The 21,339-nt window shown below is 60.4% G+C and carries 22 protein-coding genes; 11 read left to right on the top strand and 11 right to left on the bottom strand.

Annotated features, from left to right (window positions below; all coding sequences use genetic code 11):
* The first annotated feature begins 163 nt into the window (after window positions 1-163).
* The 5 genes from A3OQ_RS0117070 (at window position 164) to ypfJ (ending at window position 6,587) form a co-directional block, all read left to right on the top strand.
* Window positions 164-1,048 carry a uracil-DNA glycosylase gene (locus tag A3OQ_RS0117070; protein ID WP_020176642.1) on the top strand — a complete coding sequence of 295 codons (885 nt, stop codon included), beginning with the start codon at window positions 164-166 and terminating at the stop codon, window positions 1,046-1,048.
* Between the two features lie 74 nt (window positions 1,049-1,122).
* Window positions 1,123-2,631, top strand: coding sequence for a hypothetical protein (locus A3OQ_RS22830; RefSeq protein WP_152428501.1), 1,509 nt, complete (start codon window positions 1,123-1,125; stop codon window positions 2,629-2,631).
* Entirely contained in the window at window positions 2,632-4,143 is a 1,512-nt protein-coding gene (locus A3OQ_RS22835; protein ID WP_020176644.1) for an ArnT family glycosyltransferase, read from the top strand.
* A 150-nt stretch (window positions 4,144-4,293) separates the two neighbouring features.
* The gene (locus tag A3OQ_RS0117085) at window positions 4,294-5,418 is read left to right on the top strand and encodes a glycosyltransferase (RefSeq protein WP_020176645.1); all 1,125 of its coding nucleotides are present in this window, start codon (window positions 4,294-4,296) and stop codon (window positions 5,416-5,418) included.
* Between the two features lie 233 nt (window positions 5,419-5,651).
* Window positions 5,652-6,587 carry a KPN_02809 family neutral zinc metallopeptidase gene (gene ypfJ / locus A3OQ_RS0117090; RefSeq protein WP_020176646.1) on the top strand — a complete coding sequence of 312 codons (936 nt, stop codon included), beginning with the start codon at window positions 5,652-5,654 and terminating at the stop codon, window positions 6,585-6,587.
* A 2-nt stretch (window positions 6,588-6,589) separates the two neighbouring features.
* On the opposite strand, the gene A3OQ_RS22840 is transcribed toward ypfJ, so the two are convergent.
* Window positions 6,590-7,108, bottom strand: a complete 519-nt coding sequence (locus tag A3OQ_RS22840; protein ID WP_020176647.1) for a hypothetical protein — start codon at window positions 7,106-7,108, stop codon at window positions 6,590-6,592.
* 137 nt (window positions 7,109-7,245) lie between these two features.
* Here A3OQ_RS22840 and A3OQ_RS0117100 point away from each other — a divergent pair, with 137 nt between their 5' ends.
* The gene (locus A3OQ_RS0117100; protein ID WP_020176648.1) at window positions 7,246-8,391 is read left to right on the top strand and encodes a PA0069 family radical SAM protein; all 1,146 of its coding nucleotides are present in this window, start codon (window positions 7,246-7,248) and stop codon (window positions 8,389-8,391) included.
* Window positions 8,392-8,415: 24 nt separating this feature from the next.
* Here A3OQ_RS0117100 and A3OQ_RS0117105 read toward each other — a convergent pair whose 3' ends face one another.
* Window positions 8,416-8,946: a hypothetical protein gene (locus tag A3OQ_RS0117105; protein WP_020176649.1), complete on the bottom strand. Its 531-nt coding sequence runs from the start codon at window positions 8,944-8,946 to the stop codon at window positions 8,416-8,418.
* 191 nt (window positions 8,947-9,137) lie between these two features.
* Here A3OQ_RS0117105 and A3OQ_RS0117110 point away from each other — a divergent pair, with 191 nt between their 5' ends.
* A complete protein-coding gene (locus A3OQ_RS0117110; protein WP_020176650.1) occupies window positions 9,138-9,767 on the top strand; it encodes a ribonuclease HII in 630 nt (209 codons plus the stop codon).
* Window positions 9,768-9,940: 173 nt separating this feature from the next.
* Window positions 9,941-11,140, top strand: coding sequence for a site-specific DNA-methyltransferase (locus A3OQ_RS0117115; protein WP_020176651.1), 1,200 nt, complete (start codon window positions 9,941-9,943; stop codon window positions 11,138-11,140).
* Here the strand turns inward: A3OQ_RS0117115 and A3OQ_RS23735 are convergent.
* Complete coding sequence (locus tag A3OQ_RS23735; protein WP_152428502.1) at window positions 11,120-11,944, bottom strand: hypothetical protein; 825 nt, start codon at window positions 11,942-11,944, stop codon at window positions 11,120-11,122. The genes A3OQ_RS0117115 and A3OQ_RS23735 overlap by 21 nt on opposite strands.
* On the opposite strand from A3OQ_RS23735, the gene A3OQ_RS24520 reads away from it, so the two are divergent.
* Window positions 11,934-12,476 carry a hypothetical protein gene (locus A3OQ_RS24520; protein WP_152428503.1) on the top strand — a complete coding sequence of 181 codons (543 nt, stop codon included), beginning with the start codon at window positions 11,934-11,936 and terminating at the stop codon, window positions 12,474-12,476. The genes A3OQ_RS23735 and A3OQ_RS24520 overlap by 11 nt on opposite strands.
* A 176-nt stretch (window positions 12,477-12,652) precedes the next feature.
* On the opposite strand, the gene A3OQ_RS0117130 is transcribed toward A3OQ_RS24520, so the two are convergent.
* The 3 genes from A3OQ_RS0117130 to A3OQ_RS0117140 all read right to left on the bottom strand — a co-directional run bounded on the left by A3OQ_RS0117130 (window position 12,653) and on the right by A3OQ_RS0117140 (window position 14,672).
* Window positions 12,653-13,534, bottom strand: coding sequence for an enoyl-CoA hydratase-related protein (locus A3OQ_RS0117130; RefSeq protein ID WP_244427175.1), 882 nt, complete (start codon window positions 13,532-13,534; stop codon window positions 12,653-12,655).
* A 190-nt stretch (window positions 13,535-13,724) separates the two neighbouring features.
* Window positions 13,725-14,186: a tautomerase family protein gene (locus tag A3OQ_RS0117135; RefSeq protein ID WP_020176655.1), complete on the bottom strand. Its 462-nt coding sequence runs from the start codon at window positions 14,184-14,186 to the stop codon at window positions 13,725-13,727.
* Window positions 14,187-14,213: 27 nt separating this feature from the next.
* Window positions 14,214-14,672, bottom strand: a complete 459-nt coding sequence (locus A3OQ_RS0117140; protein WP_040580177.1) for a MarR family winged helix-turn-helix transcriptional regulator — start codon at window positions 14,670-14,672, stop codon at window positions 14,214-14,216.
* Between the two features lie 116 nt (window positions 14,673-14,788).
* Here A3OQ_RS0117140 and A3OQ_RS0117145 point away from each other — a divergent pair, with 116 nt between their 5' ends.
* Entirely contained in the window at window positions 14,789-15,172 is a 384-nt protein-coding gene (locus tag A3OQ_RS0117145) for a tautomerase family protein (RefSeq protein ID WP_020176657.1), read from the top strand.
* Window positions 15,169-15,537 (top strand): hypothetical protein, encoded by a 369-nt coding sequence (locus A3OQ_RS22850; RefSeq protein ID WP_020176658.1) that lies wholly within the window; start codon window positions 15,169-15,171, stop codon window positions 15,535-15,537. The genes A3OQ_RS0117145 and A3OQ_RS22850 overlap by 4 nt, the downstream gene beginning before the upstream one ends.
* A 12-nt stretch (window positions 15,538-15,549) precedes the next feature.
* On the opposite strand, the gene A3OQ_RS0117155 is transcribed toward A3OQ_RS22850, so the two are convergent.
* The 5 genes from A3OQ_RS0117155 to mutY all read right to left on the bottom strand — a co-directional run bounded on the left by A3OQ_RS0117155 (window position 15,550) and on the right by mutY (window position 21,188).
* Window positions 15,550-16,740 (bottom strand): multidrug effflux MFS transporter, encoded by a 1,191-nt coding sequence (locus tag A3OQ_RS0117155; protein WP_200860008.1) that lies wholly within the window; start codon window positions 16,738-16,740, stop codon window positions 15,550-15,552.
* Between the two features lie 89 nt (window positions 16,741-16,829).
* Window positions 16,830-18,452 (bottom strand): ABC-F family ATP-binding cassette domain-containing protein, encoded by a 1,623-nt coding sequence (locus A3OQ_RS0117160; RefSeq protein ID WP_020176660.1) that lies wholly within the window; start codon window positions 18,450-18,452, stop codon window positions 16,830-16,832.
* A gap of 121 nt (window positions 18,453-18,573) precedes the next feature.
* Entirely contained in the window at window positions 18,574-19,731 is a 1,158-nt protein-coding gene (locus A3OQ_RS22855; protein WP_083931615.1) for an alpha/beta hydrolase, read from the bottom strand.
* Window positions 19,732-19,816: 85 nt separating this feature from the next.
* Window positions 19,817-20,089, bottom strand: a complete 273-nt coding sequence (locus A3OQ_RS0117170) for an Imm74 family immunity protein (protein WP_020176662.1) — start codon at window positions 20,087-20,089, stop codon at window positions 19,817-19,819.
* Between the two features lie 4 nt (window positions 20,090-20,093).
* A complete protein-coding gene (mutY, locus tag A3OQ_RS0117175) occupies window positions 20,094-21,188 on the bottom strand; it encodes an A/G-specific adenine glycosylase (RefSeq protein WP_020176663.1) in 1,095 nt (364 codons plus the stop codon).
* Window positions 21,189-21,339 lie beyond the last annotated feature (151 nt).

Here is a 21,339-nt window from a genome sequence, read left to right on the forward strand (position 1 = left end):
AGCCCCCCAAATCCTACCCTCATCCTGAGGAGCCGCCGCAGGCGGCGTCTCGAAGGATGGGCAAAGGCACTCCGCAAGCCCTCGTCCTTCGAGACGGCCCTTTGGGCCTCCTCAGGATGAGGGGTTGCTTCCATTGAGGCCTGAACGCAGATAATGTGGCGCCATGTCCTCCTCCGACACAATCACCCCCGAAGCGCTTGCGAGCCTGTTGCGCTGGTATGCGGACATGGGCGTCGATATGGCCGTCGACGAGGCGCCGCATGACCGCTTCGCGGAAGCGCTGGCGGGCAAGCCCAGCCCAGCGGCCGCATCGGCATCGGATGCACCCACTGCGAGAAGCTTGAACCGCGACGCGGCGACAGCCGGCATGTCCGCTCCCAGAACCCTGTCGCGGACGCGCGCGGACACCCAGGCCCTCAAACCCGAGGCCGCCTCCGCGGACGCGCTCGCGCAATCGGCTCGGGAAGCCGCCGCTTCCGCGCAAACGCTCGAGGAGCTCCGCGCGCGGCTCGATGCCTTCCAAGGCTGCGCGCTCAAAAACACCGCGACGCAGCTCGTCTTTTCGGACGGCAATCCGCAAGCCGATATCATGTTTGTCGGCGAGGCGCCGGGCGCCGACGAAGACCGGATCGGGCGGCCTTTCGTCGGGCGTGCCGGGCAATTGCTCGACAAGATGCTGGCATCGATCGGGCTCGACCGCACCAAGGTCTATATCGCCAATGTCGTGCCTTGGCGGCCGCCCGGCAATCGCACGCCGACGCCCGTCGAGACGGCGGCCTGCCTGCCCTTCACGCACCGGCAGATCGAACTTGCCGATCCAAAAATCCTCGTCTGTGTCGGTCTGCCATCGGCTCAGACGCTGCTCAATGTCACCGAAGGCATCAAACGCGCGCGCGGCAAATGGATGAGCTATGAGGTCGCCCCCGGCCGCACGATCCCGGCCATGGCCATGCTGCATCCGGCCTATCTTCTGCGCACGCCAGCCGACAAAAAGCTCGCCTGGCAGGATCTGCGGATGATCGCGAAAGAGCTGGCCAAGCTCGGCTGACGGCGCGGGACCGGCGTTACAGCCGATTAACCCCGATCCGTTAGACTGCGATGATCCGCTTTTCTGGGCTCATCATGGCAAGCATTTCGGTCGCGCCGAAATATGGCTTGGATCGCAAGGCCTATCTCAACCTCTGCATCGTCTTGACGCTGCTGGCGGTCGCCCTGGTGACGCGCGCCGGCCATTTCGGCGAGCCGTTTCTCTATTACGACGAAGATTTCTATCTGCTCGTCGCCGATCGCATGTGGCACGGGGCTTTGCCCTATGTCGATATTTGGGATCGAAAGCCCATCCTGCTGTTTCTGATCTATGCCGCCTTGCGGCCCCTGAGCCCGGACGGGATCGTCGCCTATCAAATCGGCGCGGCGCTCTTTGCGACCATGACGGCCTTCGTCATGGTTTTGATCGCGTGGCGCTTCGCCAATCTGCGCGGCGCCTGGCTCGCGGGCATAGCCTATCTGCTTTATCTGCCTGTGCTGCGCGGCGATGGCGGCCAATCGGCGGTCTTCTACAATCTGTTTTTGGCGCTCGGCGCGCTAGAGGTTTTGCGCGCGGATGAACCGCTCGATGCCGCGGGCTTCCGCAGGCACGCCTTGTACAGCATGGTATGGGCGGGGCTCGCCATTCAGGTGAAATATACTGCCGCGATCGACGGTTGCGCCTTCGGCCTCTGGCTCATCGTGCTCATGCGACGCAATGGCGCCTCCCATGCAAGCATCGCGGCTCAGGCCGGGATTTGGATTATGGCCGCGCTCGCGCCGACTTTGCTGGCCGCAGGCGTCTATGCCGCGATGGGGCATGGTCAAGCGTTCGTGGAGGCCAATTTTCTCTCGGCCTTCCAACGGCACCAGCCGGCGGATTTTCCGGCCGCCGACGTGCTGTGGCTGAGCGGAATGAAACTCGCGCCCCTCCTCTTCGTCGCGGCCTTTTCGCTGCCTTTGTTGATCCGCCGCCGGGCGGCGGGCGCGCCGCTCGCTTTCTTGCTGCTCTGGACGATCTTCGCCATCGCCGACTTCTTCGCGATCGGCAATTATTTCGATCATTACGCTCTGCCTATGACCTTGCCGATGATGGTTCTATGCGCACCGCTGCTCGGAACCCCCGTCGGCGGCGTCGCGGGCATGGCGCTCTTTGGATGGGCCGCACTGCTTGCCATGAATTTCTTTTCAACCACCACGCGGCAAGCGCACGAGCAAGGCGTCGCGGCTATGGTCGAAGCCGCACGCCCCTATGCGGCGCAGGGCTGCATCTACATGCATGACGGGCCCGTGATCGTCTATACGCTGACGCAATCCTGCCTGCCGACGCGCTATCCTTTTCCGGCGCATCTCGCAGAACCTTCCGAAGCGGGGGCGACACATGCCATCAGCTCCATGGCGGATCTCATTGCATCGCGGCCTTCGGCCATTTTCGTCGTGGACAGGCCGCCTGCTCCGCAGACGCCAACAGGCGCTATGCTGGACGACGCCATCGCGCGCGGCTATCGACGCGTCGCGACCGTGCCGGATGTCATTCCAGGACATCGGCAGGGTCTCTACGCGCGCAAGGATCTGCTTGCGCCACAAAAAGACCATGCCGAATAGATGGCAACCTCTTCCGCGCCCCTGAAAAGCTCGATCGACCGCACGTCGCATGCGACGGTGTGGATCGTCCTGAGCTTGCTGGCGGTCGCGCTTGCCACGCGCGCCGGTCTCTTCGGCGATCCGGCCATCGAAACGGATGAACAGTTTTATCTGCTCGTTGCCGATCGCATGTGGCATGGGGCTTTGCCCTATGTCGATATTTGGGATCGGAAGCCCATTCTTCTGTTTCTGATCTATGCCGCCTTGCGGCCTCTGAGCCCGGACGGGATCGTCGCCTATCAAGTCGGCGCAACGCTCTTTGCGACCATGACGGCATTCGTCATCGTTCTGATCGCGCGGCGCTTTGCCACTCTGCGCGGCGCCTGGCTGGCCGGCATAGCCTATCTGCTTTATCTGCCGGTGCTGCGCGGCGACGGCGGCCAATCGGCGGTCTTCTACAATCTGTTTTTGGCGCTCGGCGCGCTGGAAGTTCTGCGCGCCGACGAGGCCCCCGATGCTGGCGGCTTACGCAAACATGCCTTGTGCAGCATGTTATGGGCGGGGCTTGCCATTCAGGTGAAATATACTGCCGCCATCGATGGCTGCGCCTTCGGCCTCTGGCTCATCGTGCTCGTCAGACGCAGTGGCGCTTCCTTCACGCGCATCGCATCTCAGGCGGGGATTTGGATAGCTGCCGCGCTTACGCCGACTGTGCTGGCCGCAGGCGTCTATGCCGCGATGGGGCATGGTCAAGCGTTCGTGCAAGCCAATTTTACCTCCATCTTTCTGAAGCACGAACCGGCCGGATTTTCGGATCTCGTCTTTCTGAAAGATAGCGCCGTGCGGCTCGCGCCGCTTCTGCTGGTGATGGTGTTTTCTTTGCCCCTGTTGATGCGCCATCGAGCGACCGGCGCACCCATCTTTTTCCTGCTGCTCTGGACGATCTTCGCCATCGCCGATTTTTTCTCGGTCGGCGGCTATTATTTCCATTATGCGCTGCCGCTGCTTGTGCCGGCGACGATCGTCTGCGCGCCGCTGCTGGAAACATCGGTCGCGGGTCCAGCTGCGATCGCATTTTTCGCTTACGTCTGTATCCAAGCGACAGGGTTTCCCCCGACCGGTTCGAAGCAAAGCGACGAACGGAGCGTTTCGGCCATGGTCGAGGCGGCACGCCCCTATGCGGCGCGCGGCTGCATCTATCTGAACGACGGGCCGCCCATCGTCTATCTGCTCACCCGTTCATGTCTGCCGACGCGCTATGTGTTCCCGGGGCATCTCAACGAGGCGGCCGAAGCGGATGCGACACATGCCACTGAGGCCATGGCGGATTTGCTGGCGGCGCGGCCTTCAGCGATCTTCGTCGCCGACAAGCCGCTTGTCCAACCGCGCAATCGCGTCACCGCGGCCATGCTCGATGCAGCTCTCGCGAGCGGCTACCAACGCATTGCGACGCTGCCCGACGCAGTCGCCGGGCGCCAGCAAGTGCTCTACGCGCGCAAGGACCTGCTGCCGCGGCCGGGGATGGCCCACTGAAATCGATGGCTATCCTTTTGTTTAAACGCGTGTTTTATTCCAAAAACTGCTCGCCCTGCTTTTGCAGTTGATGTCCCAAAAACACAGGTTCTGATTAATTCTCCGTCAAGGGCTCGTCCATAGAGTGGCTCCATTCCGTGGAGTTCCTCCTTGCTTGCCCTTGCTCCCGCCCAATTCGTCGCCCTTGCACCGCAATCGCTGCAACTTGCGGTCATTGTGCCGACCTTCAACGAGGGCGAGAATGTCGGACCGCTGGTCGAGCGGCTTGCGGTCGCGCTGCAAGGCATCGCTTGGGAAGCGATCTTCGTCGATGACGGATCGACCGATGACACCGTCTCGGTCCTCACCGCAATCGCCCTCATTGATCCACGCGTGCGGATGATCCGGCGCGTCGGCCGCCGTGGCCTTTCGACGGCCGTGGTCGAAGGCATGCTCGCAAGCGTGGCTCCTGTGCTCGCGGTGATCGATGCCGATCTTCAACATGACGAACGCGTTCTTCCGCGGCTGCTCAAAGCCGTTACCGACGATGGCGCCGACATCGCTGTCGGCACGCGCTATGCCGAGGGCGGCACTACCAATGGTTGGGAGCACGCGCGACTCCGGATGAGCCGTTTCGCGACGCATCTCGCGTCCACCCTTCTCAAAGTGCGGCTCAGCGATCCGATGAGCGGCTTCTTCGCCATTCGCCGCGATGCTTTCTTGGCGTCGCTGCCAAATCTTTCGAGCCTCGGCTATAAGATCATGCTCGATATCGTCGCTTCCGCGCCGAAGCCCCTCAAGGTCTGCGAGGAGCCCTATCAATTCCGGCCTCGACTCGCGGGCCAGAGCAAGCTCGATGCGGCGATCGCCTTCGAATATGCCCTGCTGCTCGCCGACAAGACGATCGGAAAATATGTTCCGTTACGGCTGATGATGTTTCTCGGCGTCGGCGCGTTGGGGCTGGTCGTCAATCTGGCCATACTCGCGATCCTCATGATCGCGAGCTCATTGCCGTTCTGGGCCGCCCAGACGATCGCCGTCTGCTGCGCGATGACGTTCAATTTCCTGCTCAACAATCTCTTCACCTATCGCGACCGCCGCCTGCATGGCTTAGCTCTGATACAGGGCCTTTTGACCTTCTACCTCTCCTGCAGCCTTGGCGGTGCCGCCAATGTCCAGGTCGGCTCGATGATCCTGGCCGGTGGCGGAGAATGGTGGATAGCCGGTACCGTCGGCGCCGTGGTCGGCTCGCTATGGAATTACGTCGCTTCTTCCGTGCTGACTTGGAAGCGCTGAGAAGACCCATTCAAGAAAAAGGCTCGGCTGACGGTGCTCGTCCGGCACCTCGCGCCGGAGGCGACAAAAGCGCTTCGATATTATAATGAAAGGCTCCAGCACCTTAGATCACGATGATTTTTGATTGAATCAATCAAAAATCATGAACGTGATCGATTCTAATAACTTAGAGCGGGATGCGAGCGGAAAACCGCTCACACTTTTCCTCATCCCGCTCTTGCCCGGAGCCCGCCATGGAATGGGAAGACTATCGCCGCTCGGACAATGTCGAGGACCGGCGCAACGAACAATATGCGGGCGACGGCGGCGGCGGCTTCGGCGGCACCGGGATCGGCACGGGCCATCTCGGCCTTGGCGCCATCGTGGTCTTGGGCCTGATCGGCTGGGCGCTCGGCATCGATCCGAGACTGCTGATCGGCGGCGCCGAAATGCTGAACAATGCGCGCCAGGGGTCGGTGCAGCAGAGCCAGATTCAACCCGGCCAGAGCACGCACCCGTCGCGCACGACCGGCGCGCCGAGCGATCAGATCGGCCAATTCGTCGCCGCCATTCTGGCGCAGACCGAAGATGTCTGGTCGGATGTGCTGCCGGCGCAAAAGGGCATCAAATATGTGCCGCCGAAGCTCGTGCTCTTCAACGGTGCGACGGATTCGGCCTGCGGCGGCGCCAGAGCCGCGATGGGTCCCTTCTATTGTCCGAAGGATCAAAGGGTCTATCTCGACACATCCTTCTTCCGCGACATGAAGACCAAATATGGCGGCGGCGGCGATTTCGCCTATGCCTATGTGATCGCGCATGAGATCGGCCATCACATTCAAGATCAGCTCGGGATTCTGTCAAAGGTTCAGGCGGCGGAAGCCCGCTCCGGCAGCAAGACGCAGGCGAATGCGCTTTCGGTGCGCACCGAGCTCATGGCCGATTGCCTCGCAGGCGTCTGGGCCAATAATGCCAACGCCAAATATCATGTCCTGCAGGCGGGCGATGTCGAGAAGGCGATCGCAACCGCGCAGGCGATCGGCGACGACCGGCTGGAAAAGGCCTCGCAAGGCTATGCGGTGCCTGATTCCTTCACCCATGGTTCGGCAGCGCAACGACAGCAATGGCTGGAAACCGGGTTGAAGTCCGGCCAGATCGATTCCTGCAATACGTTTTCGCGGGCGAGCGAATAGGCTCAGCCGACCCGGTGCATTCTGGTGCGCAGCGTGCGGCCGTTGAGGCCGCGCGCCATGCGCTGAAAATCAGTGCGCTCCTGCGCACGCCATAGATCCAGAGGCGCTATGGCCGCGGCGACGGGTGCCAGCCTCGGCGCAAGCCGCTGGTGCCAAGCGGCCGGCTCAGCGCGGAAGACTCCCCGCGCGTTTGGACGATGTTCCAAATCGCGCAGCTCTTCGATGAAGCCCAGGCCCGGCACGAAACCCGCCCGCACAAGCAGACAATCTGGCCCTTTGGCCAAGGCCAGGGCCTCGCGCAGCCAATCATCCGGCGCATCCGCCTCGACAAAGCCGCAGCCGGCGTGATCTGCGATGGTGCCGAGCCCCTGCCGCGGCAATCCCGCGATCGTCACGTCTCGGATGAGCCCAGCCACTGCGGCGGGCACGAGAGCGCCTAGGCTGCGGGTGAAGGCCAAAGCCGGGTCCTGCCGCCCGCCTTCAGCGTCTTTTCCGCTGAGAAAAACAATTGCTGAGGCCATTGCCGACTCACCAAACCGAGCTTGATCGTGACAAGTAATTCCCGTTTTCCACAGGTTTAAATTTGACAGTTCCTATTTTGTTCTATATCTGTCCCGTTATGTTACCGGTCCTTTTGAAGGGCTGGAAAGGATTGATCATGGCATCCAGTCAAGTTCAAGCGGCAAGCCGGAGCACTGGGCCGGTATCGGCCGAACAGGCGGCGGCCGAGCGCGAAATGCGCGCCGATTCGCGGCGGCGCGGGCGTGGCGCGCTCAGCAATGCAAGCGGCCGATTCGAGCCTTTGTCGCGCCAGCCGGAAGACGACGGCTGGGACCTTACGGAGGAACTGCCGCCGCTCAAGACCGAAATCACGATCGAGCGTCCGCGCCATATCATCACGCGAAACGACTCGCCCGATATTTCCTTCGACCGTTCGATCAATCCCTATCGTGGCTGTGAACATGGCTGCATTTATTGTTTCGCACGGCCGACCCATGCCTATATGGGGCTCTCGCCCGGCCTCGATTTCGAAACCAAGCTCTTCAGCAAGGCTAGCGCCGCGAACCTGCTCGAACGCGAATTATCGGCCCCGCGCTATCAACCGAAGGTGATCGCGATCGGCACCAATACCGATCCCTATCAGCCGATCGAGCGCGAACAAAGGGTGATGCGCGGGGTTTTGGAGGTCCTGCATCGGACCAAACACCCGGTCGCGATCGTCACCAAGTCGGCGCTGATTTTGCGCGATCTCGATCTGCTCGCGCCTATGGCCAAACAGGGTCTCGTCAAAGTCGCGCTGTCGGTGACGACGCTCGACCCCTTGCTTGCACGCAAGATGGAACCGCGCGCGGCGGCGCCCGAAAAGCGCCTCGACGCGCTCAAGCAATTATCGGAAGCGGGCATCCCGACGGCGGTGCTCGTCGCGCCGATCATTCCAGCCATCAACGATGCCGAGATCGAGACGATCCTGACGAGAGCCAAGGCGATGGGCGCCACGGAGGCGGGCTATGTGATGCTGCGCCTGCCGCTCGAACTCCACGATCTCTTCCGCGAATGGCTGCTTGCGCATTACCCCGGCAAATTGCGCCATGTCCTGTCGCTCGTCCGCTCCGTGCGCGACGGCAAGATCTATGATTCGACCTGGGGCAAGCGCATGACCGGCTCCGGGCCCTATGCCTGGATGATCGGCCGGCGGTTCGAGGCAGCCTCGGAAAAGCTGGGCCTCACCCGCAATAAGAAAAAGCTGCGCACGGACCTCTTTGTTCCGCCGCAACGCGGGGCGGAACAATTGAGCCTGTTTTAGCCGGAGCGTGATCCCGGGGAGGATTTAGGACCGCGTCGCCGGCAGGCCGTAGCGGGCGACGAGCCAGACGCCGATCAAAATCGCCGCGGCGAGGATCGCATAAGACAGGACCGAGGAGAGAATCCAGCCCCAGCCGTGTTTGCGCTGGTCACCTTGCCGCGCAGCGATCGAATTGCTGAGCCATGCGGTCTCGGAAACGGCGTCGGGGCCATTGCCGGAGAGCGTGGCGCCGGCAAGATGCCGGTAAATGCCTAAGCGGCGCGGCGTGCTCTCGCCGATAATATAAGAATTGAGCTCGGCGTCGGTCGGGCCGCGGCCCAGGGCCTTTTGAAACGCATTCAGCCAGTCGACTTTGTTTTGCTTATAGATCGAATAGGCGACAAGCCCGATAATATCGCCGTCTTCCCGGACGAGTTTGACGAAGACGGCATTACGCTCGCTATCCGCCTTGTCCAGTTGGTCGGGCTCGCTGGCCGGGGAAATCATCACCGCCTGCCCTGCGGTTTTCTCGCCGGCCACCGGCTCAGCCGTCACGACTTTTTCTTCTTCGCCCATCACAGTCTCCGTATCCGGGTCGCCCACACCGCGTCATCTGGCAGTGGAAAACCACATTTTGATTGGTTTTCCCAAAAGCTTTGCTTGCGACCCTCTGTCAAATCCGCGAATCTTATTAAGCTCATTTCGTGGCTTTTTGGCAGGTCCAGCCAAAAACATCAAAACGCCGCTGGTTTTTGCTGCATTTGGCTATGCCGACCCTCAATCCCCAGCCCAAACCCCATTTCAGACGCGAAAAATCGCTCGCGGCGAAGGGCCTGTGGCCGATTGCCGGCATTGACGAAGCCGGACGTGGACCTCTTGCAGGGCCGGTTGCCGCGGCTGCGGTCGTGCTCGACCCGCGCAACCTGCCGAAGGGTCTAAACGACTCCAAGCTTCTGCCGCCCTATGTGCGCGAACAGCTCTTCGAGGAGATCATGCGCCGCGCGATCGCGGTCGCCGTCGCCTTTTCGAGCGCCGCCGAAATCGATCGCATCAATATCCGCCAGGCGACGCTTTGCGCCATGCGCCGGGCGCTTGCCGCGCTTTCCGTCTCGCCCACTTACGTTCTGGTCGACGGCAATGACCTGCCCGAAAGCCTCCTCTGCGCAGGCGAAACGATCATCGGCGGCGACGGCTCGTCGCTCTCGATCGCCGCAGCTTCCATCGTCGCCAAGGTCACGCGCGACCGGACGATGCGGCGTCTCTGCCAGCATCACCCGCAATATGGTTTCAGCCAGCATTTCGGATATGCGACGAAGGCGCATCGCGCCGCGATCGAGCTGCATGGGCCATCGCCGTTCCATCGCATGAGCTTTTCGCCCTTCGTGATCCGGTACTGACGTAGGACTACGTATCGTTAACGGAAGCTGTCGCGCGCGGACGTCTTGATCGAAAATAGAAATTTTTAATCAAGACGTTCGAAAAAGACACATGCTGATTTAAGCACCTTAAACCCGCTTTTACCCGGCTTCGGCAATGTGACTTTGTCAGTTGCGTAACCGGTGTGTTGTTTATGCGTAATGCGCGCGCCGGAGCGGCCGGCTCGAAGTCTCAGTTAAAGGTCACGCGTCCTGAGACTTCGGCGGCGCTCCTCTCTTTACCGCTTCGCGGGGCGCGCGCGCGTCACGCGCTTCCGCAAAATGAGATTCTCGTCGGCGATTGCCTGGCGAAGCTCGATCAGCTCCCAGACGAATGCATCGACCTCGTCTTCGCCGATCCGCCTTACAATCTCCAGCTCGAAGGCGCCTTGTCGCGGCCGGATCAAAGCCTCGTCGATGCGGTCGATGACGACTGGGACAAGTTCGCGAGCTTTTCGCATTACGACGATTTTACCCGCGCATGGCTCCAGGCCACCCGCCGCGTGATGAAGAAAAACGCGACGATCTTCGTCATCGGGTCATATCATAACATCTTTCGCGTCGGCACGATTCTCCAGGACCTCGGCTTCTGGATCTTGAACGATATCGTCTGGCACAAAGCCAATCCGATGCCGAATTTCCGCGGCCGCCGTTTTACCAATGCACACGAAACGATGATCTGGGCCTCGAAAAGCGCGGAAGCCAAAAATTACACGTTCAATTATGAGACGCTGAAAGCCGGCAATGACGATTGCCAGGTGCGCTCCGACTGGTTCCTGCCAATCTGCACCGGCGCCGAGCGCCTGAAAGAAGCTTCGGGCCGCAAGACTCATCCGACGCAAAAGCCCGAAGCGCTTTTGCAGCGCGTGATGCTCAGCGCCTCGAACCCTGGCGATGTCGTGCTCGATCCTTTCTTCGGCTCCGGCACGACGGGCGCGGTCGCCAAAAAACTCGGGCGGACCTTTGTCGGCATCGAACGCGACGAAGCCTATGCCAAGGCGGCCCGCGCGCGCATCGCCTTGGCCGAACCTCTGCCCGCGGACGTTTTGGCCGCGGCACCGAGCAAAAGATCCGAGCCTCGCATCGCCTTTTCGGCGCTGGTCGAAGCAGGCCTCATCCGCGCCGGCGAAACCCTGGTCGATGTCAAGCATCGCCACAGCGCCCTTGTGCGTGCCGACGGCACACTGGCGCTCGGCGCCATCATCGGCTCGATCCATAAAGTGGGCGCGTTGGCGCAGGGCCTGCCCGCCTGCAATGGCTGGACCTTCTGGCATTGCAAACGCGACGGCAAATATGAGCCGATCGACTCACTGCGCGCAAACGTGCGCGAGAATCTAAGGCTGGCGGCCGAGTGAGGCATCTCCCGGCGCCAGCAATACACCCCACATAAAGTCGAACTGCAACGACCCGGCAAGCACGCCGGGAATTGGATTACCTGTCGGATTATAGGGCAGCATCGCCGTCGCGCTCGCAGTTGGCCGCCCATTTGCTCCGAACGAGGCGTAGGCGTGGCATGAGATGCAGGATGAAGCCGCGACAGTCCCATTGCCGACGATCCGCTCTATAACCGAATTGCCAAGCGCGTATGGCGTCCCATCAGCTGCGGTGTAATCCACCTCGGTCGTTTTCAGGCAGTAATTGTCCCAGACGGACGAAAGATTTGCCTTGGCCATCATTGCTTTTAGCGGCTCGGTTTTAGGACAGGGACCATATTGCGTGTTGACCGTGCTCTTGTTCGGTAAAACCGCCGGAATCGCAGCGCCGAAGCTGTCGAAACAACCGATATCGTCACAGCGGCCCGGATTCAGTTGATGCTCATAGGTTCCCCAGACCCAGTTCGCATTCTGTCGGCTGCTGACATGAAGTGCGACAAGCGCATATTCAACGACGTCGAAGTCGTTCGTGATGGTGGTCGTATAATAAAGCTTTTCGATTTTACCGACATCGCCCAGTTGCGGAATCCATTTCAGCAGCATCCGAACGGGAACCCAGTCGCCTTTGACCGCTATGGCTTCTAGCGGCATTTCGACTTTGAACGCGTTCGCGAAGGCAGCAGCCAGGCCCGCTTGATTGTTCAGATGGTTGTTTACGATATAATCAAATTGCGGACGATTTCGCTTCGTCTCCTCTGCGATGCAGGGGGTCGGCGTGCCGCTCATCGGAAACCCGCCAGAAGCGGCGTTCCCGGGCGGCTTGCATTGCGCATCGATAGGGCTTGTATGCGCGCGCTCCGCGGATCCGAGCGCGCTCGCAGACGCCGACTTCATGAACTCAAGTACACTCGCATGCAGTTTCTGCGGCTCATCTGAGCTTGGCCAATGCGGCGTATTCGAAAACGTATCCCCATCCGAGGCCCAGGTCTCGAATATGACGGGCGACGGTTGCGACCGGGTCGCCGGTCCTGCAAATTCGGTGAACAGCCGCCAGATGAAGGCGTCGGAGTTTTCGGTCGTCCCGTCAACCGCTCCGCCCCTCGATGGAACCGCGACGGCGACGGCATTCTGCGCCAAGACCGTGTTCGGCGCCGAGACGGCAACCGATCCGATCAGGGCAAGTGCTGGCAAAGCGATGACTGCTAAAATGGATTTCGTCATGGCATTTTCCTCTCAAAATTATTGTCGCGCGATCTCCTGCCAACGCGGTCGATCGGCCAATTCTCGCATCCGGTGGAGAATTCTGGCAGCAGCCTGAAAAAAATGAATCAATGCGTCTTTAAGTGGCCTCTGGCATGATCGACGCGCGACCATGCCGAAAACGCCGCTCTTCCATTCTCCCTTTTAGCATGACAAGAGCATGATCGAATTTCTTAAACAAGGCGCGGCGCCAAGTGAAACCGGCCCTACAGCGCGCGGCCGAGTAAGGCGTCTTTATCGCCCGTGAAAAACCGGGACGCGATGTTCGGCTTCCGCCCTTCGGCCCTCGTTAAAATCTTCGGTCCGGTAAAGCGCGCCATATTGCGCACTCAGCCTGTAAAGCGCATCAGCCTCCGCCATGTCGATCGCAAGATGCGCCGAAACCAGACTCGCCTTGATGCCGAGCGGGCCGCAGCTCGCGATCTTGTTTGCCAAGGCGATCGCGTGCGCAAACGCCAGTTCCGGCGTGGCGGCGACCTCCTGCACGGTCCCCATGCGCAAGGCTTCCTGTGCCGTCCAATGGTCGCCGGTCAAAATATAGCGCATCGCATTGCCCCATCCCGCCTCGCGGACGAAGCGAACGGTCGAACCGCCGCCGGGAAAACGCCCGTGCGAGGTCTCGTCCTGGCCGAAGTCGGTATTCGCCGCGGCGATCCTTGTATCTGCGACAAGAAAGAGCTCATGCGCCATATTCCAACAGTCGCCATGAACGGCGGCGATGAGCGGTTTCGAGAGATTGGGCCTGCGCTTGGCCAGCGGATCGATCACGCCGTCGCCATCGACGCGCGGCTTATCGGCGGCGACAAGCGCTTGAAAGGCATCTACGTCGATCCCGCGCGAAAAATGTTCGCCATGCCCGAAGAGAACCGCAGCGCGCAGAGACGGATCGTGATCGTAGTCATAATAGGCTTGCGCCAATGATCGGAAGGCTTCCGGGTCGAGGCGGTTGTGGATATAGGGCCGGTTGATCCCGATGAGCACGATCATGTCGCGCCGCTCGACCGTGATTTTTGCGCCGAGCCCGAGCGGGATATCTTCCATCCTGGTTTGAACCGAGGCCTCCGGAAGCGGCGCTACGGCTTCTTCCGCCGAAACCGCCGAGGCAGCGCTCAACATGCCGCGCAATCCAATAAGGCCGCCGACGGCGGCTGCCAATTTGAGAACGGACCTTCTCGCCGGAAATCGTGCCTCGCTCATCGCTTCGTCCCTCATGCGGCATTTATTTGCATATACAAATAATTACCGCATGCCCTGTTGTGAAATAACGATCGCGTGAGACAAAAAGGCTGAGCTGGAGGCGCTGCTGTCAGGCTTCGCCCGCGGGACTTTTCTTTTCGAGCCCCGTCAACCGCTCGCGCAATGGGCTTGAAAGCCCATTCAGCCATTCATTTTCATGGCCCGGCACCGGCAGAACATGACCGAACTCGATCATATTTTCGGGCGGCAACTCGTTGAGATAGACCCATAGATCGTCAAGCGTGCAGCCGGCGATTTGGGCCGCAGCCGTTGCAATCCGGCGCGTCAATCTCAGTTTCTGTTCACCCGTGCGGCCGGCCCGCACATCGGCACGGATCCAGATCTGTCCAGATGGCGCGGGTTGACCGCCAATGAAACAGTCGCCCGCCGGAAGCGATTGAAACACGACCTGAACCAGATATCGCGGCGCGTGCATTTCTTCGCTATGCGCCGCCGTGAGCTCTTCCGCCATGCGGTGCTTCTGTTCGGCCGAAAGCTGTCCGGCGAGGCTAAAGCAGACATAGGTAGGCATTGCGAACCTCGAGATGCCGGAGAGATGTCAGGCCCTGCGCCCAAACGATTCCGTGAAATCCTCGGAGACGATGAAGGCGAGTGCCTTTCGCAGCGATAGTGTCTTCGTGGTTCCAAACGCCTTTTCGAAGTTTTTCTGCGCACGAAGCCAATATTTTTCTGACTCCGCCAATTTGGCTTTGCCGCGCTCGGTCAAGGCGACGATCCGGTTGCGGCGATCGTTCGGGTCGACTTTCACGCTCAAAAACCCGTCGCGCTCCAAGGGCTTCAGATTGTGAGCGAGCGCGCCGCGATCCATAACCAGGGCTTCGGCCAGTTCCCCCATCCCCGGAGTCCCTGCGCGTTTGATGTGGTTCAAAATGGCTCGCTGCGTCGTGCGCAATCCGCACGGCGCAAGCGCTTCGTCATAGAGCTGCGACACTTTCCGTGTCGCCTTGCGCAAGGCGGTACAACTGCACAGGCCCTGCCCGACGTTTTTCTCCGGCACTAGCAAGCTCCTATAGGTTTGTTAAGCCGCAATTTGAAGCGCAACTTGACTCTTATCAGCACATGCAAATATTTTCAATATATGCGTATGCAAGTATTTATGGAAAGGAAACATTCATGCCTATCGTCCGGATCGAGCTTCAAAAAGGCAAGGATGACGCCTACCGGCGGGTGGCCGGTGAGGTGGTCTACGAAGCCATGGTGTCGGCGACAGGCGTTCCGAGGAACGATCATTTCCAGATCATAAGCGAACATAGCGCCGAGAATTTCATCTATGACGAGACTTATCTCGGCATCCGCCGCACGAGCGATTTGATCATGATCCAGATATTCTTCAACGAAGGCCGCACGGTCGAGCAGAAGCGCACGCTCTACAAGACGATCGCGGACAGTTTGAGCAATAGGCTCAAGCTTCGTCCGGAAGATGTTTTCATCAATCTCATAGAAGCAAAACCGGAGAACTGGTCATTCGGCCTCGGCATCGCGCAATACGCGCCGTGAGCGAAGGCCTCGGCCCGCATAGGCATCCACGCCAGTTCATTGCCTTCACGGCGGAAATGCTTTACCTGCCGAGAGGAAAGGCCATCCGTGCCAAATCGATGCGCCGCCAATCTAGGATGAGAGCCATGGCTTCAACACCGACGCCAATAGAGAACGCCAAATTGGTGCTGACGATTTATAAGCACTTCCGCAAAAGATCAGGCGAAGTCCTGTGGGCTGAAAACTTTCAGACCTATGTGAAGGAAAACTCTCTAAACCAAGAAGACGTCAAGAGCGGCTTGGTCTACGGATACGAGAACAAATGGTTCGAAGACGGCCCGAACGGGACGATCAAGCTCACGGCGGATGGCTTTAAAGAGATGTGATGCGCTTCGGCCCTATTGGCTGGCCAAGCTCTTCCGTAACGTGAATTGAGCGACGATAAAAGCAGCCGCCGCGCAGGCGCCGATACCGATCAGCATGGGCGCAGGCGTGCCATTCGCAAAGAAGCCGGCAATGGCCATGATCGCGGCGCCTACGACCATCTGCAGGGATCCCATCAGCGCCGACGCCGTGCCTGCGATTGCGCCATGATGCTCCAATGAGAGAACGGCGGTCGTCGGGATGACGAGGCCGAGAAACCCATATCCGACAAACAAGAAAGCCATCATCATCGGAAGGCTGTCGGCGCCGAAACCCACGAGGACCGCAAGGCTGGTCATGGTTAGGGCAAACCCTATGACCGCGACCCTGATGACCGGCGCAAGACCGAACCTGCGTGTGAGCAAACCGGTCAGCTGGCAAAAGCCGAAGAATGAAGCGGCATTGAGCGCGAAGCAGAGGCTGAAACCACTGGGGCTCAGACCGTAATAATTGATCAGCACATAGGCCGCGCTGCCGAGGTAGACGAAGAAAGCCGAGACGCCAAGCGAGCCGACGAGCGTCAGGCCGATGAACTCGGGATCTACGAGCAGGCGTTTATAGGCTTTGAACGCGCCGCGCCACGAGCTCTCGCCCCTTTTCTCCGGCTGATGTGTTTCCTTGAGTTCCGCTACCGCGAGAACAAGACCAAGCGCCGCCGCGAGCGTCAGGATGATAAAGACGCCGCGCCAGCCGAAGGCCGCGATCACGAAGCTGCCGGTCAACGGCGCCAGGATCGGAGAGATGCTGACGACCAGCATGAGCAGCGACATCAGCCTGGTCGCATCGTGGCCCGTGTGCATGTCGCGCACGATCGCGCGCGGGATCACCATGCCAGCGCAAGCGCCGAAGGCCTGGATCACCCTGAAGCCGATGAGGACTTCGATGTTTGGCGCAAGCGCGCAACCGATGCTGCCTAATGCGAAGATGGCCAGTCCCGCATAAATAGGCGGCTTACGTCCGACCATGTCGCTCAAGGGACCATAAAAAAGCTGGCACAAGCCGAGGGTCACGAATGAGGCGATGAGGGTGATCTGTACGGCGCCGGGCGTGGCATTGAGGCTCGCTCCCATTGATGGAAGCGCCGGCAAATACATGTCGATTGAAAAAGGCCCGACGGCGGTGATGAGGCCGAGGACCACGGCCATGCGCAAGAAGGAAGGTTTCACTGGGAGCGAATTGAACCTGGAACTGTGGCGAAGCGAAGGAAGAAGGCTTCGCCGACGAAAACTAAGGCGATCGCGCCGATTTTGCAGGCTCAGCTATGCAAGCCCGGCGCCTCCTGGCCCGTGCGGGCCACATATTCCGTATAACCGCCGCCGTAATTGTGAATGCCCTCCGGCGTCAGTTCGAGCACCCGGTTGGACAAAGCGGCGAGGAAATGCCGGTCGTGCGAGACGAACAGCATGGTGCCCTCATATTGCGATAGCGCCGTGATCAGCATCTCCTTCGTTGCCATGTCGAGATGGTTTGTCGGCTCGTCAAGCACGAGGAAATTCGGCGGGTCGTAGAGCATCTTCGCCATGACCAAGCGGGCTTTCTCGCCGCCCGAAAGAAACCGGCATTTCTTCTCCACGTCGTCGCCGGAGAATCCGAAGGCGCCGGCGAGCGAACGCAATGAGCCCTGGTTGGCCTGGGGAAACGAATCCTCCAGCGACTGAAATATGGTGCGGTCGCCGTCGAGCAGATCCATGGCGTGCTGCGCGAAATAGCCCATCTTCACGCTGCCGCCCACGGCGATCGTGCCTTCGTCCGGCTGGGCAAAGCCCGTCACCAGTTTCAAGAGCGTCGATTTGCCGGCGCCATTGACGCCCATGACGCACCAGCGCTCCTTGCGGCTCACCGCAAAGTTCAATCCTTCGTATATGTTTTTGGAACCATAGCTCTTGTGCACGTTCTTCAGACTGACGACGTCGTCGCCCGAACGCGGCGCCGGCTGAAACTCGAATAAAACAGTCTGGCGGCGTTTGGGCGGCTCGACCTTTTCGATCTTATCCAGTTTCTTCACGCGGCTCTGCACCTGCGCGGCGTGCGAGGCGCGCGCCTTGAAGCGCTCGATGAACTTGATTTCCTTGGCAAGCATCGCTTGCTGGCGTTCGAACTGGGCCTGTTGCTGTTTCTCGTTCTGCGCGCGTTGCTGCTCGTAGAACTCGTAATTGCCCGAATAGGTCGTGAGCCCGCCGCCATCGATCTCCACCACCTTGGAGACGATGCGGTTCATGAACTCACGGTCGTGCGAGGTCATCAGCAAGGCGCCCTCGTAGCCTTTGAGGAATTGCTCCAGCCAGATGAGGCTTTCCAAGTCGAGATGGTTGCTCGGCTCGTCGAGCAGCATGGCGTCGGGCCGCATGAGAAGGATGCGGCCAAGCGCGACGCGCATCTTCCAGCCGCCGGACAACGCGCCGACGTCGCCGTCCATCATCTCCTGGCTGAAGGAGAGCCCCGCCAGGACTTCACGTGCCCGGCCTTCAAGAGCATAGCCGTCGAGTTCCTCGAAGCGCCCCTGGACCTCGCCATATCGCTCGACAAGCTGTTCGATCTCGTCGAGCCGGTCTGGATCGCCCATGGCCGCCTCGAGTTCCGCCAATTCGGCCGCGACCGCGCTCACCGGGCCTGCACCGTCCATCACCTCGGAGACAGCGCTGCGGCCCGACATCTCGCCGACGTCCTGGCTGAAATAGCCGATGGTGACGCCGCGATCGATCCCGACCAAGCCCTCGTCCGGCTGCTCCTGTCCCGTCATCATCCGAAACAGCGTCGTCTTGCCAGCCCCGTTAGGACCGACGAGACCCACCTTCTCGCCCTTTTGGAGCGCCGCGGAGGCCTCGATAAAGAGGATCTGGGAGCCGTTCTGCTTGCTGATGTTTTCGAGGCGAATCATTGGCACACGGGATTTGGGCGCGGAGGGAACCTGGAAAAGCTGCGGCGCCCTTATGCCACGTGTCGTACCGGATTAAGAGTGCTCCCGACCGCGACAAGACGCGCCACGGCAGCCGACTCGGTTACCGTCCAAGCATCGCGTCGCCGAGCCGAAGCGGCATCGCCAAGATATCGCCGGCGGAATCAACCTGGAACACACCCGGCGCGCTGCCCCCCGCCCCCGTTTCGCCGTTGCGCGCGATTTGTTCCAGCTCCGGCAGAGCCTCTATGAATTTGCTGTGACCGAGAAAATCGCCGCCCTGAACGTGCGACAGATCGACGACCTTCAGATCATATCGCTCGATCGCCGCCTGTGCTCTCGGGTTCTCGACCAAGGCGTTGCCGACGCGGGATATGTCGCCCGCGATGCGCTGCGAGGCCGCGAGCGCCAGATCGTTCCGCGACAGCGCGACGATAATGGGCCGCTTCAACTTTCCGATCACATCGAGCTGCGACACGAAAACGTCGACATCTATATCCGGTGACAGCAAGACGACATTTCCGAGCTTCTCAAGGAAGGGCGATTTCGCGCGAAGCTTGGCCTGCCGCAGGGTTTCGACAGCGAGCCAATTGCCCATGCTATGCGCAACGAGATTGATCGTCTTGACCTTGGGAATGCGGGCGATCTCGTTCAAAACCTGTTCCAGATAATCGCGCGAATAGGTCGAACTCTCCCGGTCCGCCACATAGCCAGTCAATGTCCCGAATGACGGCCATGCAAAGAGAACGGTCGTTTCATCATAGCCACGGTCGGCCTTGAGTTGCGCCATGCGGAAGACCGCTTCCTGATAATTCGTATTATAACCATGCACGAAGACGAGGACATTGCCGTCCTCGCTCTTTTTGGCCTCCATCTGTTGTGCGATGGCCGCGGAAAAACTGCCCTCATCCAGCGGGCGCCCGCTGCTGACGACAAAGTCCTTTTGAGGATTTCCCGGCGTCTGGGAAGGCCATTCGATCTGGCCCGCGACATGGCTCGGCGGCAGCGAAATGGCATATTGTTCGTAATTGACGCCATGCGCCCGGCCATTGGTGAAAAACACCTCCGAGTCTTCCGCGCGCTGGCGTGTGGTGGCGGCTAGGATGGCAACGGTTTTGCCGCCTTCGACCGAGGAAGCGACGGGAATGAGGACATTGCTCGACGGCCTTGCGGCGCAGCCGGCGGCTGCGAGCCCGATCAAGGTTAACGCAATGACTACATTGAGCCGCGAAGATTTGCTCGCGGCGCTTCTACTGTCCATCGGTGGCCCCCGTGTCCAATCCGATGATTACACCATATTTGTTAAAATAGGCCGCTTGAATTCAGCGTGACGGTCGCAGGCTGCTTTAGTCGAATACCACGCCAAGGCCTTCTTGCGCAAAGACCACTTCGATCGCCTGCAGCAATTGATGCAGATCGTCGATCTCGAAAGGATCCTTGTCGTGCGGCGCGTCCCAGCCGGTGATGTCGTCGAGATAGACGATCACATCCGTATCGTCGTCTTCCTCATCGAAATCATTGACGCAGCATCTGACCGTCATCGTCCGGTGGCCATGGGTAATACGGATCGCGCCTTCAACGATGACGACCGCGAAATCGGCCTTCTCGGTTTTCGACATAGACTCAAACCTTATTTTGCCGCGCAAGCGCGACGACCTTCCGCATCAAGCTCGGAAGAGCTTCCCCATCGAGCGCCTCGGCACTCACCCAGCGGCAGCCTTCGGGTGGAGGCGTGTTTTGCGGCACATCGGCGATAAAGACGGACAGCGTCAAGGCAAAATGCGTGAACACGTGTTCGACCGTCCCTGCGAGCTTGCGATAGGAGGTCAGCACGGGCGCCTCCTGCAGGGCCTGGGCGATGTCGAAATCGCCCGACCATTGCGTGCCGGGAATTTCCGTCATGCCACCGAGCAAGCCCTTGGGCGGACGCGTGCGCACCAAAACCGCGCCGTCGGCGCGGCGCAGGAAAAAGGCAGCGCCGCGGCGCGATGGGCGTGCGGGTTTGGGTGCCTTGCGTGGATATGTTTCGGCCTTGCCCAAGGCCTGTGCCTTGCAGCTGGGCCGCAAAGGACAAAGCGCGCAGGCGGGACTGCGCGGGGTGCAGATGGTCGCGCCCAAATCCATCATGGCCTGCGCATAATCGCCCGGCCGCACGTCAGGCGTCAGCAGATCGGCTTTGGTTTTGATCAGAGACTTCGCGCCGGGCAGCGGCTCTTCGATCGCAAAGAGCCGCGCGATGACGCGTTCGACATTGCCGTCGACGACGGTGGCGCGCCGGTCAAAGGCGATGGCCGCGATGGCAGCGGCCGTATAGGGTCCGATGCCCGGCAGAGCCAGAAGCGTCTCTTCGCGATCCGGGAAAACCCCGCCGTGCTGGCTGGCCACCGCTTTGGCACAAGCGTGCAGATTGCGCGCGCGGGAATAGTATCCTAATCCCGCCCATTGTTTCATGATCTCTTCCGTAGGCGCCGCGGCCAAAAGTCCGACCGCCGGCCAGCGCGCGAGAAAAGCCAGAAAGTAGGCTTTGACCGCCGCGACGGTCGTCTGCTGAAGCATGATTTCGGAGAGCCAGACGGCATAAGCATCCGGGCGCTGACCGGGCAGAGCGCGCCAGGGCAAGATCCGGCGATTGCGGTCGTACCAGGCAAGAAGCTCCGGCGCGATCCGGGCTGCGGCCATGGGCTGATCGGCCAAGGGCCTGTCGGCAAGATCATACATGGGCCCGGTTTAGCCGCATCGAGCCGATCCGCATAGGCCATCCCCCACCGCTCGGGCGGAAGGTTGTGAAAGACGCCTCGCATCTGCTGCCTAAAGAGTGCGCAACGCATTTTACCACATTCGCGGGCCACCGCTTCGGGTCTATAAAAGC

Source organism: Methyloferula stellata AR4 (genome assembly GCF_000385335.1).
GTDB lineage: Bacteria > Pseudomonadota > Alphaproteobacteria > Rhizobiales > Beijerinckiaceae > Methyloferula > Methyloferula stellata.